Source organism: Micromonospora sp. NPDC048986 (assembly GCF_040649335.1).
Classification (GTDB): Bacteria; Actinomycetota; Actinomycetes; order Mycobacteriales; family Micromonosporaceae; genus Micromonospora; species Micromonospora alfalfae.
Map to the genome: position 1 here is coordinate 50,342 of NZ_JBEZFJ010000014.1, position 17,626 is coordinate 67,967.

Sequence of the window (17,626 nt, forward strand, 5' to 3'; positions counted from 1 at the left end):
CCCAGCTGATGAACCCTTCACCCCTGTCCGGACCGTACCCCACAAGACGAACCGTGCTGCGCGCGGCGGTGACCGCCGGTGTCACACTGCCCCTGCTGAGCGCCTGCGTGACCGGTGGTAGCGGGGACGAGGACCGCGCCGCGGGAAACACCGGCGCCAAGAGCGCCGACAACCCGCTGGGCGTCAAGGCGGACGCGCCGCTCGAGGTCGTGATCTTCAAGGGCGCTTACGGCGACGAGTACGCCAAGCGCGCCGGGACGCTCTACACCCAAAAGTACGCGAGCGCGAAGATCGACCATCAGGGCATTCAGAAGATCGGCGAGGCGTTGCAGCCTCGATTCGTTGCGAACACCCCGCCGGACGTCGTGGACAACACCGGTGCCAGCCGCCTCGATATCGCGACGTTGGTCTCCGCCAAGCAGGTCAGTGATCTCAGCGAACTGCTCGACGCTCCCGCCTTCGACGACCCGGGCAGGACGGTGCGTGACACGCTGCTGCCCGGCGTGGTCGACGACGGCACGTTCGACGCGGTCCCGCTGACGATCAACTTCACCTACACCGTCTGGGGTCTCTGGTATTCCAAGCCGCTCTTCGCGGCGAAGGGCTGGACCTTCCCGACGACCTGGGACGACATGCTCGCGCTCTGCGCGACCATCAAGGCGGCCGGCATCGCGCCCTGGACCTACCAGGGCAAGTACCCGGAGTACATCAACGACCCGCTGCTGGGGATGGCCGCCAAGACCGGCGGACCAGCGCTGATCAAGGCCGTCGACAACCTGGAGCCGAACGCATGGAAGGCGCCGGGGCTGATCGGCGCCGCCGAGGCGTTCGCCGAGCTGGCCGCCAAGGGCTACCTCATGCCCGGCTCCGAGGCGCTGTCGCACACCGAAGCGCAGGCCGCGTGGTCGCAGGGTAAGGCAGCGATCATCCCTTGCGGGTCCTGGCTGGAGAGTGAGCAGAAGGGTGTCACGCCCGCGAATTTCGACATGGTCATGGCCCCGGTGCCCGCGCTGACGGCCGCAGACGCCCTGAAGCACACCGCGGTGCAGGCGGCGAGCAGCGAATCGTTCCTGGTGCCGGCGAAGGCCAAGAATCCCGCTGGCGGTATGGAGTACCTACGGATCCTGTTCTCCAAGCAGTCAGCGAAGGCATTCGCCGAGACCGCCGGAACCCTGCCCGCCGTGGCCGGGGCCACCGACGGCCTCACGCTGAGCAGCGGCCTCGGTTCAGTGCGCGACGTGGTCCAGGCGGCCGGGACCGAGACCTTCACCTACCGCTTCCGTACCTGGTACGCCCCACTGGCCAAGGCCGTCGACGACGCCACCGGCGAATTGGTGAACAGGCGGATCACCGCCGGGCAGTGGTCGGACCGGATCCAGAAGGCAGCCGACGGGCTGGCCAAGGACTCCACTGTGAAGAAGTACACCCGCTGATGAGACACGGTCGGTGGCGGTTTCTGGCCGGCGCGCTGCTGCCCGCGCTGGTGCTGCACGCCGTGTTCGTGCTGTCGCCGTACACGCAGGCCTTCTACCTGTCGCTGACCGACTGGACCGGCGTGGCCGGCGAGGCGCGTTTCGTCGGGGCGGGCAACTACGCCCGCCTCGGCGGCGACTCCCTCTTCCTGCAAGCGGTCCGGAACAACGCGGTGATGCTGGTCGTGGTGCCACTGGTGACCATCGGCATCGGTTTGTTCCTGGCGAGCGTGATGCACCTCGGCGGCCGCGGTGGACGACGGGGGATCGCGGGCTCCGGCGCGTATCAGATCGTCTATTTCTTTCCGCAGTTGTTGTCGCTGGTGGTCATCGCGGTGCTGTGGGGATTCGTCTACAACCCCAACAGCGGGCTGCTGAACGGTGCGCTGCGCTCGGTCGGCCTGGACGGGTTGACCCGGAGTTGGCTCGCGTCGCCGTCCCTGGCGCTGATCGCGGTGATGGCGGTCCTGATCTGGTCGTCGGTGGGCTTCTACGTGGTGCTGTTCAGCGCGGCGATCGACAGCATTCCGCGGGAACTGTTCGAAGCGGCGTTGCTCGACGGAGCCGGCGGCTGGGCGACCTTCCGCACTGTGACACTTCCGCTGGTGCGAGAGAGCGTGCACGTCGCGTTCGTGTACCTCGGCATAGCCGCGCTGGACGCCTTCGCCGTCGTGCAGGTGATGACCGTCGGGCCCGGCGGACCGGATGGCGCGACCGAGGTGATCGGGCTGTCGCTCTATCGCAACGCCTTCCAGTACGGAAAGTTCGGCTACGCCTCAGCCATGGGGGTCGCCCTGTTCTTCGCCACGCTGACCCTGGCCGTGCTGGCCCTGCGGTCGGGCCGCAAGGAGAGGCTGGAGCTGGCATGACCGTGACAGGTGAGCGAGCGGCGGCGGTCGCGGCCCGGCCCTCCCCGGTACGTCGCGGTCGGCGCCCCGGAACCGCTTTCCCGGTGCACCTCGCCATGCTGGCCTGGGCCGTGGTCACCGCGCTCCCGTTGCTCTGGGCGGTGATCAGTTCCTTCAAGACCGACGACGAGATCCTCAACGAACCGTGGTCACTGCCCGCCGCACCGCAGTTCGACAACTGGTCCCGGGCGTGGACGCAGGCCAGCATCGGTCGCTACTTCCTCAACAGCGTCGTCGTCGTGGGTGGCGCGCTGGTGCTGACCATGCTGCTGGGCGCACTGGTCGCCTATGCCCTGGCGCGCTACGAGTTCCGCGGCAACCGGTTCATCTACTACACCTTCGTCGCGGCGATGTTCTTCCCCGTGTTCCTGGCACTGGTGCCACTGTTCTTCGTCGTCCAGCAGCTGGGCCTGCTGGGCACGTACCACGGTCTGATCCTGGTCTACGCGGCGTACGCCGTACCCTTCACGGTCTTCTTCCTGCACGCGTTCTTCCGCACGCTGCCCGGCGAGGTGGCGGAGGCGGCGTTCATCGACGGATGCTCGCACGGCGGGGTCTTCTTCCGCGTGATGCTGCCGATGGCCCGGCCGGGCCTGGTGGCGGTCGGCATCTTCAATTTCCTCGGGCTCTGGAACCAGTACCTGCTGCCACTGGTTCTCAATCCCGACCCGGACCGGTACGTCCTGGCACAGGGTCTGGCCGCCCTGTCGGTCAGCCAGGGGTATCGCAGCGACTGGAGCGGCCTGTTCGCCGGTTTGACCATCGCCATGCTGCCGGTGCTCGTCGCCTACGTCGCGTTCCAACGGCACATCCGCGCCGGTATGACCGCCGGCGCGGTCAAGTAGGTCCCCTTTCCACCCCCACCCATCGGAGGACCCGGCTCATGTCCATCGACAAACGTAGATCAATAGGGTTCGCGGGAGTAGCGGCCCTGCTCGGCACGCTGGCAGTGTTCGCCAGCGCACCGAATGCCTCCGCCGCCGAATGCGGCTACCTGTTCGACGACTTCTCCTACACATCGTCGAGCGACAACTCCTTGACCGCGCACGGCTGGACCCCGCGCAGCTACTCCGGCGGTCCGGGCGTGCCCGGGGCAACCTGGTCACCGAACAGCATCACCTTCCCCACCGTCAGCGGCCAGAAGGTCATGCAGCTCACCGCCTCGACCGACGGCACCGGCGCCGGCACCAACCAGGCGGAGCTCTACAGCACCCAGAAGCGCTACCTCGAGGGCACGTACGCCAGCCGGGTGCGCTTCACCGACACCCCCACCAGTGGGAACGACGGCGACCACATCAACCAGACGTTCTTCACGATCAGTCCGTTGAACGGTGACCTCGACCCGACCTACAGCGAGCTGGACATCTCCGAATACCTGCCCAACGGAGGGTGGGGCGAGACCGGCCCGATCAACTACCAGACCACCTGGTACACCTACCGCAACGACCCCTGGTACGCGGACAACATGCACTCGGAGCAGCGCAGCAGTCTCAACGGCTGGCACGACCTGGTGGCAACCGTCGCGAACGGACACGTCATCTACTACATCGACGGCGTCCAGGTGGGCGACCACTCGGGCAAGTTCTACCCGCGGCAGACCATGACGATCAACTGGAATCTCTGGTTCATCGACACCGCGGCCCACACCGGTGGGCTGAGCACCTACATCCAACAGGTCGACTGGGTGTTGTTCGCGAAGAACCAGGTCCTGACCCCGGCGCAGGTCACGTCGAAGACGACGGCGTACCGGTCGGCGGGCAGCACGTTCGCGGACACTGTCGCCACGACGGGCACCTGCTCAAACCCGACGAACCCACCGACCACGCCGCCGACGACCCCGCCCACCACACCACCCACCACGCCGCCGCCAGCCGGCAATTGCTCCACCGCACCGGAGTGGGCCTTCGGCACCGTCTACACCGGCGGCCAGACCGTGAAGCACGAGAAGAGCAAGTACGGCGATCCGAGCGGTCCGTCGTCGGGTGACGGCAAGCACCTGTGGCGGGCCCGGCACTGGACGCAGGGATCCGAGCCAGGCTGGACCCAGCAGTGGGAGGACCTGGGCCGCTGTTGAGCGGCATCTGAAACGAAGGTACCGACGACCGCTCGCCAAGCACGGCGAGCGGCCGTTGGGCGTTCGGCACCAGGCACAAAGCCCACGGTCAGACCGCAGACACTGTGGACTTCCCCCAAGGGAGCAGCCCCGCGTGGTATGCCTCGGTGGCCGGGGCGAGATCATCCGGGGAATGCGCGCCGGTCCACAGTGCCCCGACCGACCCTCGCCCCAACAGGAACCACCCATCGCAGGTGAGATCGACCGCGACGAAGCGATCACGGGCTGCCCCGTCCCCACCGCGGAGATTGTCCAAGCGCTCAGACCAACTAGCAGTCTGGGCACCGTCACCGGCAGATCTGCGCACGGACCTCTGCGACCGCGTCGGCAAGGGCTTCCACTCCGTCGGTGATCAAGCGTTCGGTGAGAGTCGCGTAGCCGAAGATCAGCCCGCCGGGTCCGGCGGGGCTCAGTCGGTACCGGGAGACGCCCTGCACGACCAGCCCGCGCCGGGCGGCGGCAGCCACAATTGAAGCCTCGTCGAGGTCGTGCGGGATCCAGGTGACGACGTGTTGTCCCGCCGCGACACCGACCGGTTCCAACTCGGGCAACCGCGCGCGCAGCGCGGCCAGGAGTGCGTCGCGGCGGCGGCGGTAGACCGGGCGCATGCGCCGTAGGTGCCTGTCGAATTCGCCGCGGGTGAGGAAGTCGGCGAAGGTCAGTTGGTCGATGACGGGCGAGCCGCGGTCGGCCCGCACCTTGGCCGCGGTGATGTCGTCGACCAGATGTGACGGCGTCAGCAGCCACCCGAGACGCAGCCCCGGCGCCAGGGTCTTGCTCGCGGTTCCGCAGTAGACGACGGAGTCGGGTGCCAGCCCCTGCATGGCGCCGACGGGCGAGCGGTCGTAGCGGTACTCCGCGTCGTAGTCGTCCTCGATGACCACGGCCCCGCGGCGCTGCGCCCAGCCGATGACCCGGGCCCGCGCGGTGGCGGACAGGACGCCGCCGGTGGGCCACTGGTGTGAGGGCGTCAGCACGACGGCGTCCGCGTCGGTCCGTTCGAGCTTCTCGACGACGATGCCGTCCGCCCCGACCGGGACGCCGATCACGTCCAGGCCGAGGGCGGCCGCGGCGAGGCGGGCGTCGTCGTCAGCGGATGGGTCCTCGACTGCCACCCTGCGGGCGCCGCGCGCCGCGAGCACCTGAAGTGTCAGCGCGACGCCTTGGCCGTAGCCACTGCAGATCACGACGTTCTCCGGGCGGGCCGATGTGCCGCGGACCCGGTTGAGATAGTCGATCAGGGCTGCGTGCAGTTCGGGTACGCCACGCCCGTCGAGGTAGGCGAAGCGTTCGTTCGGCGTGCTGGTGAGGACCGTTCGCACCGAACGCAGCCAGGCGGCCCGAGGGAATGACGACACGTCGGTCCGGCCGTACCCGAAGTCGATCCGGGCCGCTGGCCGATCCCCGCCGCGCCGACCCGCCGAGGGAGGAACCAGCTCGACCGCGACCTGGGTGTAGCCGCCCGCCCGGCTGGTGAGGTAGCCCTCGGCGACGAGTTGCTGGTAGGCCTCGACCACGACGCCGCGCGAGACTCCCAGATCGGTTGCGACGGTGCGGGTGGGCGGCAGGGACGTCCCGAGGCGCAACCGACCGGCCCGGATGCTGCCCCGAATCGAGGCGGCGATCTGCCGGTGCAGCGGTTCGGCAGCGGACCGGTCGACATGGATGAGCAGGTCCTCCGCCGTGCTCGAATTGGTCCTGGTTCGGGCCATGGAATCGGACCTTAACGGGTGTACCGATTTCCGTCAGGCTCAGACGCATGACGACAACTACCAACCCCCACTTCGACGGCCGCGTCCTCACGGCGGGTAGTCCCGGTTACGACACGGCCCGCACCGTCTGGAACGCCATGATTGACCGTCGTCCGCGGATGATCGTGCAGGCCGCCAGCGTCGCCGACGTGGTGGCCGCGGTGCGCCTGGCCCGCGAACTCGACCTGGAGATCGGGGTGCGCTGCGGCGGGCACAACGTGGCCGGCCACGCCGTCCCCGCGAACGGCCTGATGATCGACCTGACCCCGTTGAACGGTGTTCGGGTCGACCCGATTCGGCGACGCGCCCGGGTCCAGGGCGGCGCACTACTCGACGTACTCGATCGGGCGTCGCAGCCATACGGCCTCGCCACGACTGCCGGCAACGTCTCGCACACCGGTGTCGGCGGCCTGACCCTCGGCGGCGGCATGGGCTGGCTCGCCCGCCAACACGGGTTGGCCTGCGACAACGTCATCTCCTACACGATGGTCACCGCGGACGGGGAGGTGGCGACAGCGAGCCGGACCGAGAACCCCGACCTCTACTGGGGCCTACGCGGCGGGGGCGGCAACTTCGGCATCGTCACCGACTTCGAATTTCACCTGCACCACACCGGAACGCAGACCCTGGTCGCCGAGTTCGACTTCCGCGCCGAGGACGCCGTACCGGTGCTCGAAGGCTGGCGGGACCTCAACACCGTCGCGCCGCGGCAGGCGACCTTCACCGCCGACGTCCAGAGCACTGCCACCGGCCCTGTCGCCACCGTCGGCTTCGTATGGGTCGGCGACCCGGCACAGGGTCACCGGCTGCTGCCGGCGATGCGCGCGCTCGGACGCCCGCTCGCCGAGCGGGTCACCACCCCCACATACCTTCAATTGCAGCAACGCGACGACTCCGTCGGCGGCCACGCTTACCGCCGGTACTCCAGTGCGCACTACCTGCGGCGCTTCCCCACTGCCGCGATCGAGGCGTTCCTGCTGCGCGGCGCGTCGGACCTGCACACCGGCGCCCACCTGGCCAGCGTCGGCCTCCAGGCGCACGGCGGCGCCATCGCCGACGTCGCGGACGCCGACGCGGCGTTCAGCCACCGCGGCACCATGTTCGAGTTCGGCGCCGGCTCCCGCTGGACCGCACCATCCGAGGACGACATCCGGATGGCAGCGGCTCGCAGTGCCGGAGCAGCCCTCGACCCGTACGCCAACGGCGTCTACGTCAACTCGCTCGCCGCCGACGAGGGGCAAAGTGGGGTACGCCGCGCCTACCCGGCCGCCAAGCTCGCCAGGCTCTCCGCACTCAAGACGATCTGGGACCCGCACAACGTGTTCCACCTCAACCACAACATCCGGCCCCACAGCCAGTAGCCCAGCCTGGTCACGGGCTGTTCGCGGCGTGGGATCGCGTCAGACCGTCCCGGCGACGAGCCTCAGCGATGCGGCTGCGGCAGGGGTCAGTCGTCGTCGCTCTTCTTCTTGTCGCGGTTCATGGCCAGGTCGAGCGCGAGGACGCTACCGATGATGAGCAGTGGGTCGACGCCGGCAGTGACCTGCACCGCGTAGGTGTCCCGGATGGTCAGCCACCGCTTGGAAACCGAGGCCACCTCGGTGCCGTCGCGTTCGATCACGTACTCGTGGTCGAGCAGGTCACCCTTCATCTCCAGGTCGTCAGGCCCCGGCACGTCGATGGTGAACTTTTCGCGGAACGGCGTAAGCAGCTTCTTGCGGACCTCTGCGGCCTTCTCACCGCCGATGCGGATCTCGTACGTGGGGCGCAGTGCCACCAGGTGCCGGTGCAGCGTGGCGACCTCATGGCCGGCGGCGTCCTCGATGACGACCTTGTCGCGGACGCTGAGCACCTTGCCGTCGACATGGAAGACCTTGCTGCCGTGCTCGTCGAGCACGTCGAAGTCGTCGCCGATCGAGAAGAACCGCTCCTTGATGACAAACATGATTTCGATTCTCCCCCACCGCACACCGAAGTGCCGGCCGAGCACTGCCCGCTCGTCCTCGGTCACCCCGACCGGGAAGTCACGGGGCGCCGCTGCGCGGAACTGACCCGCGAGCAGTGCATGCGTGGCAGCTGGCCCACTGCGGCACCCCTGAGCTGCTGCTCCGCCGCCACCCCGGAACGAAGACGCCGCACACGCGCAACTAAGTCCACGGCCGTCAAGCGACGAACGCTCTGCCCCTGACGGCATCTGACAAGTGTCGAATTCGGTCGCCATGCCACCGCGAGTCCACTCTGGCAAGCTGTCCCAGTGATGGTCGGTGATCTCTTGGGCGGCAGGTATCAGGTCGAGAGCCGTCTCGGCGCTGGCGGCATGTCGGTCGTCTGGCGGGCGTGGGACCGCGTCCTCGAACGTGGGGTGGCAGTCAAGGTCCTGGCCGGCGCGCAGGCCGGCGCCCGAGGCGCACGGCAACGCGTCCAGGCAGAGGCCAGGTCCGCAGCGGGCCTCTGGCATCCGCACGTGACGAGTGTGTACGACTATGGCGAGCACACCGATGCCGCCGGCCGCCAGGTCTCGTATGTGGTGATGGAACTGCTGCCCGGCCAGACCCTGTCCCAACGACTTGCCGCCGGTCCGCTGCCGCCGGTCACCGCTATGCGGACGTGCGCGCAGGTCGCCGAGGCGCTCGCCGCCGCGCACGAACGTCAGCTGGTGCACCGCGACATCAAGCCGTCCAACGTGATGCTGACACCGGCCGGTGTGAAGGTGGTCGATTTCGGTATCGCCACCACTGTCGGTCGGCCGGAGCTGGAGGCGGACGGACAGCTCTTGGGCACCGCGGCCTACCTCGCGCCCGAACGGCTCGCCGCTGGCACCGTGCTGCCTGCCTCCGACGTCTACGCGCTCGGACTCCTGCTGTACCGAACGCTGACCAATGAGCTGCCTTGGTCGGCGGAAACCCCCACGCAGATGTTGACTGCTCACGTGTACGTCGATCCGGCGCCGCTGCCTGATATCGAGGGAGTGTCGCCGGAGGTTCACCACCTCCTCGACCGTTGCCTCGCCAGGGATCCCGCTGATCGGCCGGACGCGGCGGAGGTGGCCACGGCCCTGCACGGTCTGGCCGAGGACGCCGAGCGGCGGGTGAAACAGGCGGCCCAGCCGGCATCCGTCTCGCCCGTGTCTGCCCCGGCTACCGCCGGTCCCTCTCCCGGTCGGCGTCGCCGCATCCCCAACGCCGTGTTGATCCCCGTTCTCCTGGCGACGGCAGGGATCATTTCGCTTCTGCTCCCCCAGTTCGTACCTGCCGATGGCAGATCGGGCAACGTCGCCACACGTGACGGCGCCACCCCGCCCGACGCTGCCTTCGATGTGTCTGTCACTGAGGTACCTGCTCCCCGGCAAACGTCCGCGGTGCCCGCACCGGTCTCACTACCGAGCCGCGCGGTGACCGCTGCGACGGGGCCGGCTGAAGCGACAGCCCGAGCCGGTTCCTCGGCCGGCCCTGGCCCTACAACGTCACCCAGTGCCGAGCATCTGACGGGACCGTCCACTGCCGCGCCGGCGCCGACCTCCCCGAAGCCAGGTACGCCCCTTCGGGCACTCGGTGGTGTGGTGACTGTGCTCTGCACCGGCGATCAGATTCGCGTTGTGGACGTCGATCCTGCCCCCGGCTACCGCCTCAAGGATTACAACTCCGGGCCGGTCAAGGAGATCCAGGTGGTGCTGCTGTCCGCAGGCAACAAGAGCGAGATCAAGGCGCGGTGCGAGGACGGCACGCCATTGCCGAAGATCAGGGAGAGCCGCCAGTGAGCGGATGACGGACGCAGGTCGTCATGATCCAGAATGCGCGAACGGTTTCAGTCGTTGCCGGGTCGGCCCGATCCGGCCCCGACTGTCCGCAGGTGTGCCAGCCCCTGGGCCCAGGACCGGGTCAGGGTGGTTTCGTGGTAGGCGATGCCATGTTCGGCGCAGAACTGGCGGACCAGTGGCTGGGCGTGGCGCAGGTTCGGCCGGGGCATGCTGGGAAAAAGGTGATGTTCGATCTGGTAGTTGAGCCCACCGAGTAGGGCGTCGAGGAGCCGACCCCCGCGCACATTGCGAGACGTGAGGACCTGACGGCGTAGATAGTCGAGGTCATCGGTCCCGGTCAGGATCGGCATCCCCTTGTGGTTCGGGGCGAAGGAGCTGCCCAGGTAGAGGCCGAAGAGTGCCTGATTGACCAGGATGAACACGATCGCCTGCGGAACGCTCAGGACCAGGAACACGACCGCGAGGTAGCCGGCGGAGTGCAGGAGGAGCAGTCCGGCCTCCGCTCGTCGGTGCCGCAGACCGCTGCGGAAGACGACCGCCCGGACGCTCGCGGCGTGCAGATGCAGACCCTCCACCATCAGCAGGGGGAAGAACAGCGCCGCTTGATGCCGAACGAACAGCGCGCGCAGACCGCGCTGCGTCGCGGCCTGACCGGGGGTGAAGGACAGCGGGGCCACCACGAGGTCGGGGTCGCGGCCCTCGGTGTTGGGATGCGCGTGGTGGCGATTGTGTTTGTCGACCCACCAGCCGTAACTGATCCCGTTCACCAGGTTTGCACAGACATAGCCGATCACGTCGTTCGCCCGGCGGGACCGGAGGATCTGCCGATGCCCGGCGTCGTGCCCGAGAAAGGCCATCTGCCCGAACAGCATTGCGACGCCGGCGGCGGTTGCCGTCTGCCACCACGACGACCCGAGGCGGACGAACACGACGCCCATCAGCGCGAGACCGACCAACACCACTGTCACCCGCGCCGCGTAGCGGCGGGGGTGCCGGTCGAGGAGACCCGCGCCTCGGACCAGGCGGGACAGGTCGGCGTAATCACTGCCCCGATCACTGCGGGCGCCAAGATCTGTATTACTCACCGTCGCCACTCCTCGTCAGCCACGCCAGTCAGCTCCACTGACCCCGCCGTCAGTCGTGATCGGGGCACGCAGTGCAGGCGTGGTCCTGCAGAAATCGATCAACGAACCGCCGCTGATGGCTTCAGTCTTTCGCAAAGCCGCCTGTCGCACGCCGGAACCAGCCCACGATGCGCCGCACGCGAGTGCGACTCGCTTCATGGATGCCTGCCGACCGGACGCAGCCCGGACGTGCCTGCGCACAGCGGGAACACCAGGGTCCCGACAGGATCAGGATCAGGGCAGCGCGGTGAAGAGTTCTGCTGGCGGAGTGCGGAGTTGGGTGTCCTTGCTGGGCGGTGTGCCGAACATGCGGCGGTATTCACGGCTGAACTGGGAGGGGCTGTCGTAGCCGACGCTGAGGCCCACACCGGTGATGTCTGAGGGGTGGCTGGCGAGCAGGAGCCGGGCTTCTTGCAGGCGGATGCGTTTCTGGAACTGGATGGGGCTCATTCCGGTGACTGCCTGGAAGTTGCGGTGGAACGCGGACACGCTCATGCCGGCGATCTCCGCCAGGTCCTCCACCCGGAACGCGGTGGCGTAGTTCTCCCGGATCTGACGTACGGCGCGGTTGATGTGGGCCAGTCCGCTGTCGGCGAGACCGAGCTGGCGGATGGCGGCCCCCTGCTCACCTCGCAGGAGATGCCAGAGGATTTCCCGCTTGACCATGGGGGCGAGGATCTTGCGGTCTGCAGGCTGCTCCAGCAGTCGCAGGAGGCGCACGATGGCGTCCAGCAGTGTGGGCGAGGCCGTGGAGACGGCAATGCCTGGTGATGCGGTGCGGGGGGTGGGCGGCAGGTCTCGGGGGTCGGCGTCCAGGAGGAGTTCAGCAAGCGCAGTGGGAGCGAGAGTCATGCCGAAGCCGAGGGTGGGCTGCCCGGTGTCCAGGACATGGCCGGTGACGGGGAGGTCGGCAGAGGCGATCAGATACTCACCGGGCCCATACTCGTAGAGGTGCTCGCCCAGGGCGAGGCGTTTGCCGCCCTGGGCGATGACGGCGAGCACGGTCCCGGACATCCCGGCCGCCGACGCGTTCGGATGGCTGAACTTGCATACCCTGACGCCCTCGATCGGCGTACTCATGTCGGGCCGCGCATGCCGGTCGAGAAGCTCACGCATTTCGTCAAGGGCAGACACGGGTCTATTCATGCACAAACCTCCACACCGTGGCGTTGACCTGGCAGGATCGAGCACACCGGTGTCCCCACCAGGCAGAGCGGCTCGTGGGCGGCTGTCCTGGCTCGTCGCGCAACGAGCCGTGGGGCGGTGTCGCTCACCGCAGGAGTTGGTTCAGAGGTTCTGGCCTCCGGAAACTTCGATGTCCTGGGCGGTGATCCACCGGCCCTCCTCGGAGACCAACACGGCGATGACCATGCCGATGTCGTCGGGCTCGCCGACGCGGCCGAGAGTGAAGGTCTTCGCCAGTTCCGGGATGATCTCCGGGTTCTTGCTGAACGCGTCGTCAGCGAAGCGGGTGACGGTGGCTCCCGGTGCGACCGAGTTCACGCGGATGCCGCGGGGACCGAACTCCTTGGCCATGTAGCGGGTGATCACCGCCACGGCGCCCTTGAGGGCGGCGTAGACGGAGTATCCCGGCGCGGTCACCTGGGGCAGCGTGGAGTTGCTGGTCAGGTTGACGATGGCGCCGCCGTCGGCGAGGAGCGGCAGCAGGGCCTGGGTGAGGAAGAAGGGCCCCTTGAACAGGCCGTCCGTGAGCCGGTCGAATTCCTCCTCGCGGGTGTCCTCGATCATCGCCATGCCGGCGAATCCGGCGTTGTTGACAAGATGGTCGAAGGAGTGCCGCTGGAAGGTTTCGCGCAGCACCTCGGCAACGGCCTCCCGGAAGATGGCGAATCCCGCCGTATCGCCGAGATCCAGGTGCAGTGCCACGGCAGTGCCGCCCTGCTGCTCGATCCGCGCGACGGTGTCCTTGGCGCCCTGTTCGTTGGAGCTGTAGGTCAGGATGACGCCGGTACCGCGCCCGGCGATCTGCAGGGCGGCGCTCTGGCCGATGCCGGAGCTGGCACCGGTGACGACGGCTACCTTCATTGTGTGCCTCCTGGTCCTGAGGATTCGTCGGAACCCGTGGGAATGTGTCCCTTCCAGAAGACCGCTGTGCCGGACCCGCGAAAAGAGCGATCCTCTTCGCCTCTTGCCCAATCCTCTCGGACGGGCCGCGTCAGCCGACCCCGCCACTGCCCGCCGCGCAAGAAGCGTCGACCCTTGCCGCCAGGATGCCCCTGGCAGCCCTCCCCAGCTGCGTGGAGCGTGCATGGCGGCCACGGCGAGCACGATCCTGCCGCAGGTTGGTCGACGTTCGCGCCGCGGTTGCGCCAGTGTGGCATCGATGAGGCAGACCAGTGACCAGGTCCCCACTCCCCCACACGGGACGGACGACGGATCGTCTGCTACGGTAACCGAGTTGCAGTTTTGATTTCCGTAGACGTTTTCCAGCGCCTGATGGGTATCCGAAACCCACCCAGGCGCTTTTCGTTTTTCGTGTCGTTTCGACGCGGGTGATCAACGCGGCGGCGTAAGGGTCCGCACAGTGCGGTCTCTGACAGCCTGCGAGGAGCAGACATGACTACAGGTACCGTGAAGTGGTTCAACGCCGACAAGGGCTTCGGCTTCATCAGCCCGGACGACGGCGGCGCCGACGTCTTCGCCCACTTCTCCGCAATCTCGGCGAGCGGCTTCCGCAGCCTTGACGAGAACCAGAAGGTGGAGTTCGACGTCACCCAGGGCCAGAAGGGCCCGCAGGCGGAGAACATCCGCCCGCTCTGATCCACGCTCTGCGAACGGCGGCCCGGCTGATTCAGCCGGGCCGCCGTTCGGTGTCTCATGTGCTCGCCACGGCATCTCAGAATCGTCTGATCGGCAGACGTCCGGCCAGCCCGCTGTAGTGGTGGGTGGCGCAGACGAGCACCGCAGCCCCGACGCTGCCGCTACTGCTCCCCCATCGCCGTCTCGGCGTGAGTTTCCCAGCCGCCTACCTGAATCCCCCCTCTGGTGTCGCCGCGCCGTCCTCTGCTCTTCCGTACTCCTCATCCGCTACCGCTGCCAGTGCCGACGGGCTGGTCACGGCGAGGCCGTCCAACGCGTATCGCCACGGAGCGCAGAGCAGGCATTGCGCGACGAGCCGACGCGCCCACTGTGGAGGCACCGCCTGCGCCAGTGCGGTGAGCACCCGCGCCTGGAGAGCGGGGTCGTCGATCTCGGGTACCAGTTCCTCGGCCTCCCGATACTCACCGGCGGCCACCAAGGCCATTCCGGCCAGGAAGAGTGCCCTACTGCGACTGTGACGGCTTGGTAGGGCACGGCTTGACTCCACAGCCTCGGTGAGGAGGAGGCGCGCCCGATCGTGGTCCCCGCAGGCCATGATGGCCTCGCCGACCTCGATGAGGCAGTCGACGCGATCCGTCGGGTCGGAGAGCTTTCGGCCTGCGGCTTCGGCCTCGACGAGCAGCAGGGCAGCCCGTTCCGGGTGCCCGCAGGCCGCGAAACCCTCAGCGACGAGCGTCAGTCGCCAGACGCGGCGACCGATGTCCTTCAGTCCCCGGGCCTCCGTCTCGCACTGGATGAGGATGGACGTTCCACGTGCCTGCTGCCCTTGGACGCCTAGTTCCCTGCCCACCCGGTCGAGCGCTGGATTGCCGTACTCTCCCGGAAACTCAATCGACAGTGCCAGCGACTCGGCCTGCTTCCCCGCGCCAGCGGTTGCCAGCGCGACGGCGATGTCGTTGAGCTCGTATGCGTGGTGGGTTGGGTCGGTGAGCGCGGCGGCTGTCTCCGCCGCCTCCTGCAGGACCGCAAGAGCGCGTGACCGGTCGGTGCCGGTGGCCGCCGATTGCCCTACTGCTGTGAGAATCCGGACGCGCCACAGCGGATCGGTCAGCCCGCGGGCCACGGCCTCGGCTCGGTCCGGCGCCCCTGCGCTGACCAGTGCTCTGCCCAGTCGGTGCCCTGCTCGTTCCGCGGCCTGAGGATCATCAATCTGCGCCGCAATGAGGACTTCGGCCTGACCGAGCAACGGAAGGGCTTGGTCGCGCCGTCCAGCCTTTGCCAGGGCGTCTGCCAGGTCGATCAGCTGCCAGGCATCGCGCAGCGGATCGACAGTGTCGTGCGCCAGCGCCTCAATCTCGACGGCCAGGGAGAACGCCTCGGGGTGTCGCCCTTCGACGATCAGCGCCTTCGCCACCGAGCCGAGAGCAGCCACCCGGTGGTAGGCGTCGCCGATGGAACGGGCCAATGCTTCAGCTTGCGATGTCTTGCCGAACCCTGCTAAATCTTTGCTGACAAAGGCCAGTAGCTGGTCCTTCTCTCTGATGTCGCGGGCGATGTCCTCGGCGCGCTCGGTGAAACCGGCGGCAGACAGGACAATCCCTATCCGCAGCAGGGTGGAGTCCGGCCCTCCCTCTTCCTCTGCCGCCGCCGACCGTGCGACGGCTTCGGCTTTGGCCAGCAGGTCGCCGACTCGTCCGCGTTGCTCCGGGCGGTCCCGCAGGACCCAGGCGACGTGGAGAGGGAAGGCTGACTCAGAGAGCAGGTCTCCGTCCCCGATCAGCGTCTGGTGTGGCCACCCCGGATGGGCGTGCTCTGTGTCCTTCAGCGCGTGGAGCACCCGTTCCGCGCGGGCGAGGAGGTCGACGCGTCGCCATTCCTCGGCAAACGACAGCCCGTTGCGGGCCAGCTCGATGACCGTCCAGACCGCCGTCCCCGCTCGGTCGAGGTGGCCGGTCTCCTGCCATCCCTCGGCCACGGTCACCAGCGCCTCCGACTGTTCGGAGGGGACGACCAGGGCGGCCGCCTGGGCCTCCGCCTCCCGCAGTGCGGCTTCCGCTGCCTGGTGTCCGACCCACCACCAGGCCCGTCCCACGTCGACCAGGCCCCGAACGCGATCCTGCGGGTCGCGTTCAGCACGTGCGTTCTCGGCCGCTTCCGCGAGCACCGCCTCGGCATCTTCCTGTGCGCCCGTGCCGGCCAGCGCCTGCGCCGCCGCAATGAGCGCCTCGGCGCGCTGGCGCGGTTGAGACAGGCTCCGGGCCAGTGCCTCGGCCCGCCGAGGCTGCCCCAGCTCAACCCACACCGCCGGCAGACTGGCCGGGACGCATTCGTTGCGCTCGTGCAGCGCATCGCGCCGTACGGCCAATCGGAACAGAGCCGTGAGATCCGGTGTGTTCGCCTCGGACAGGGTGTGTTGGACCGAACGGATCTCGGTCAGAGCCGCCGAGTCGCCGCCAGTCAGGTCCCGCATCCGATCATGGCGAGCGGAATCGGCGGCAAGGACGGCCATCCGGGACACATCTCCAGTCGAGAGCAACAGCGAGAAGTAGCCACGCAGGAGGTATTCCGGGGTTCCCAGCGGCCATCGCGCGGCAGCACATGCGTCTGCCCAGGCGTGGATCCGATCCCGGTAGGCGCTCAGTATCTTCGGCCCGAGCATCCGGACCGCGTGTTCGCGAAGTTCCTCGTGCCCTAGGACGAAGACCACAGGGAGTTCGCCCGGCCGGGAGTGGCTCTCCCGCGGGCGGAAGGTGCGCCCGGCCCTGCTGCGCAGTATCTCCTCCACCTCGTACGGGTTCAGGTCCGTGAGCTCGGCCAGCTCCGCGGTGCCGAGGCCGCCGCCCGAGGCGGTGAGCAGACTGAGCAGTTCACGCTCAGGCCCCGAACTCGCCAAGAGGTGCTTCAGTTCGCGCTGTGCCTCCGTCCGGATCACCTGCGCGAAGGCAGAGCGGTCCAGGGGGCGAACGATGTCGGGGTCGCGCAGGGGGTGGTGTGCCGGTACGTCCGCCGGTATTGGTGGATGGGGTCTGCCGGCCACTATCACCCGCAGCCCGGCAGGCGGTCGGGCGGGCAGAAGCGCCGCGATACTGTAGGCGTCCGGTCCGGTGGTCACGCCGCGGTCCTCGTCCAGACCGTCGACCAGCAGCACCAGACGCTCGCCCCGCCGCTGACATCGGTGAGCCGCGTCGTTCAGCAGCCGCAGGAGGTGCGTTTCGCGGGTCGAGGCGGTCAGGAACGGGGCCGGACCTTCGCGGAGCAGTTCGCCAAGCTGTTCCAGGACGACGTCGGTGAAGGCGACCCTGTCGTTTTGTGCGGCAAACCGGGCTGTGACGAAGAACGGGACAACCCGCACTCCAGGGGGTGGGTGCAGAGCGAACCAGGACATCAGCGCGGTCTTCCCCGCCCACGCCCCGGCCTGCCACCAGATGTAGGGATCGCCTGCGTCGGCGGTGCAGAACGCGGCCAGTTCCCTGAGTTCCGCCTCGCGGCCGACCAGAACCTCCGGGACGATCCGCCTGATCTGCTCGCCGTACCCGGAACGCGGTACCGGCTGTATACCGACCTGTACGTCGCCGTAGACGATGCCGCTGTTGGCCACCGCCCCGGTCTGCGCCTGCGCCCCGCCGGTGCCGGACACTTTCACGGGCCCCGCCTGGCCTCTTCGTCCACCCGCCGCGGACTGCTCGTCTCGGGCCAGCATGCCTCGCTCCTTGTGATGCG

13 protein-coding genes are annotated in these 17,626 nt (G+C 68.3%); 7 read left to right on the top strand and 6 right to left on the bottom strand.

Annotated features, from left to right (window positions below; all coding sequences use genetic code 11):
• Positions 1 to 8: 8 nt before the first annotated feature.
• The 4 genes from ngcE to AB0B94_RS25745 all read left to right on the top strand — a co-directional run bounded on the left by ngcE (position 9) and on the right by AB0B94_RS25745 (position 4,454).
• Positions 9 to 1,433: an N-acetylglucosamine/diacetylchitobiose ABC transporter substrate-binding protein gene (ngcE, locus tag AB0B94_RS25730; protein ID WP_357285432.1), complete on the top strand. Its 1,425-nt coding sequence runs from the start codon at positions 9 to 11 to the stop codon at positions 1,431 to 1,433.
• Entirely contained in the window at positions 1,433 to 2,341 is a 909-nt protein-coding gene (locus AB0B94_RS25735; RefSeq protein ID WP_357285436.1) for a sugar ABC transporter permease, read from the top strand. The genes ngcE and AB0B94_RS25735 overlap by 1 nt, the downstream gene beginning before the upstream one ends.
• A gap of 95 nt (positions 2,342 to 2,436) precedes the next feature.
• On the top strand, positions 2,437 to 3,225 hold the full coding sequence (locus AB0B94_RS25740) for a carbohydrate ABC transporter permease (protein WP_357285848.1): 789 nt from the start codon (positions 2,437 to 2,439) through the stop codon (positions 3,223 to 3,225).
• 38 nt (positions 3,226 to 3,263) lie between these two features.
• A complete protein-coding gene (locus tag AB0B94_RS25745; RefSeq protein WP_357285439.1) occupies positions 3,264 to 4,454 on the top strand; it encodes a glycosyl hydrolase in 1,191 nt (396 codons plus the stop codon).
• Between the two features lie 326 nt (positions 4,455 to 4,780).
• Here the strand turns inward: AB0B94_RS25745 and AB0B94_RS25750 are convergent, their stop codons facing one another.
• Positions 4,781 to 6,205, bottom strand: coding sequence for a PLP-dependent aminotransferase family protein (locus AB0B94_RS25750; protein WP_357285442.1), 1,425 nt, complete (start codon positions 6,203 to 6,205; stop codon positions 4,781 to 4,783).
• A gap of 47 nt (positions 6,206 to 6,252) precedes the next feature.
• Between AB0B94_RS25750 and AB0B94_RS25755 the strand changes: the two genes are divergently transcribed.
• Positions 6,253 to 7,605: an FAD-binding protein gene (locus tag AB0B94_RS25755; RefSeq protein ID WP_357285446.1), complete on the top strand. Its 1,353-nt coding sequence runs from the start codon at positions 6,253 to 6,255 to the stop codon at positions 7,603 to 7,605.
• An 86-nt stretch (positions 7,606 to 7,691) separates the two neighbouring features.
• On the opposite strand, the gene AB0B94_RS25760 is transcribed toward AB0B94_RS25755, so the two are convergent.
• Positions 7,692 to 8,189 carry an LURP-one-related family protein gene (locus AB0B94_RS25760; protein WP_357285449.1) on the bottom strand — a complete coding sequence of 166 codons (498 nt, stop codon included), beginning with the start codon at positions 8,187 to 8,189 and terminating at the stop codon, positions 7,692 to 7,694.
• Positions 8,190 to 8,501: 312 nt separating this feature from the next.
• Here AB0B94_RS25760 and AB0B94_RS25765 point away from each other — a divergent pair, with 312 nt between their 5' ends.
• Positions 8,502 to 10,001 (top strand): protein kinase, encoded by a 1,500-nt coding sequence (locus AB0B94_RS25765; protein WP_357285853.1) that lies wholly within the window; start codon positions 8,502 to 8,504, stop codon positions 9,999 to 10,001.
• 47 nt (positions 10,002 to 10,048) lie between these two features.
• Here the strand turns inward: AB0B94_RS25765 and AB0B94_RS25770 are convergent, their stop codons facing one another.
• The 3 genes from AB0B94_RS25770 to AB0B94_RS25780 all read right to left on the bottom strand — a co-directional run bounded on the left by AB0B94_RS25770 (position 10,049) and on the right by AB0B94_RS25780 (position 13,171).
• The gene (locus AB0B94_RS25770; protein ID WP_357285454.1) at positions 10,049 to 11,095 is read right to left on the bottom strand and encodes an acyl-CoA desaturase; all 1,047 of its coding nucleotides are present in this window, start codon (positions 11,093 to 11,095) and stop codon (positions 10,049 to 10,051) included.
• 264 nt (positions 11,096 to 11,359) lie between these two features.
• Complete coding sequence (locus AB0B94_RS25775) at positions 11,360 to 12,271, bottom strand: AraC family transcriptional regulator (protein WP_357285457.1); 912 nt, start codon at positions 12,269 to 12,271, stop codon at positions 11,360 to 11,362.
• A 141-nt stretch (positions 12,272 to 12,412) separates the two neighbouring features.
• Positions 12,413 to 13,171 (bottom strand): SDR family oxidoreductase, encoded by a 759-nt coding sequence (locus tag AB0B94_RS25780; protein WP_357285460.1) that lies wholly within the window; start codon positions 13,169 to 13,171, stop codon positions 12,413 to 12,415.
• 531 nt (positions 13,172 to 13,702) lie between these two features.
• Between AB0B94_RS25780 and AB0B94_RS25785 the strand changes: the two genes are divergently transcribed.
• Entirely contained in the window at positions 13,703 to 13,906 is a 204-nt protein-coding gene (locus AB0B94_RS25785; protein WP_043326981.1) for a cold-shock protein, read from the top strand.
• 205 nt (positions 13,907 to 14,111) lie between these two features.
• On the opposite strand, the gene AB0B94_RS25790 is transcribed toward AB0B94_RS25785, so the two are convergent.
• On the bottom strand, positions 14,112 to 17,606 hold the full coding sequence (locus AB0B94_RS25790; RefSeq protein ID WP_357285464.1) for a hypothetical protein: 3,495 nt from the start codon (positions 17,604 to 17,606) through the stop codon (positions 14,112 to 14,114).
• Between the last annotated feature and the right edge of the window lie 20 nt (positions 17,607 to 17,626).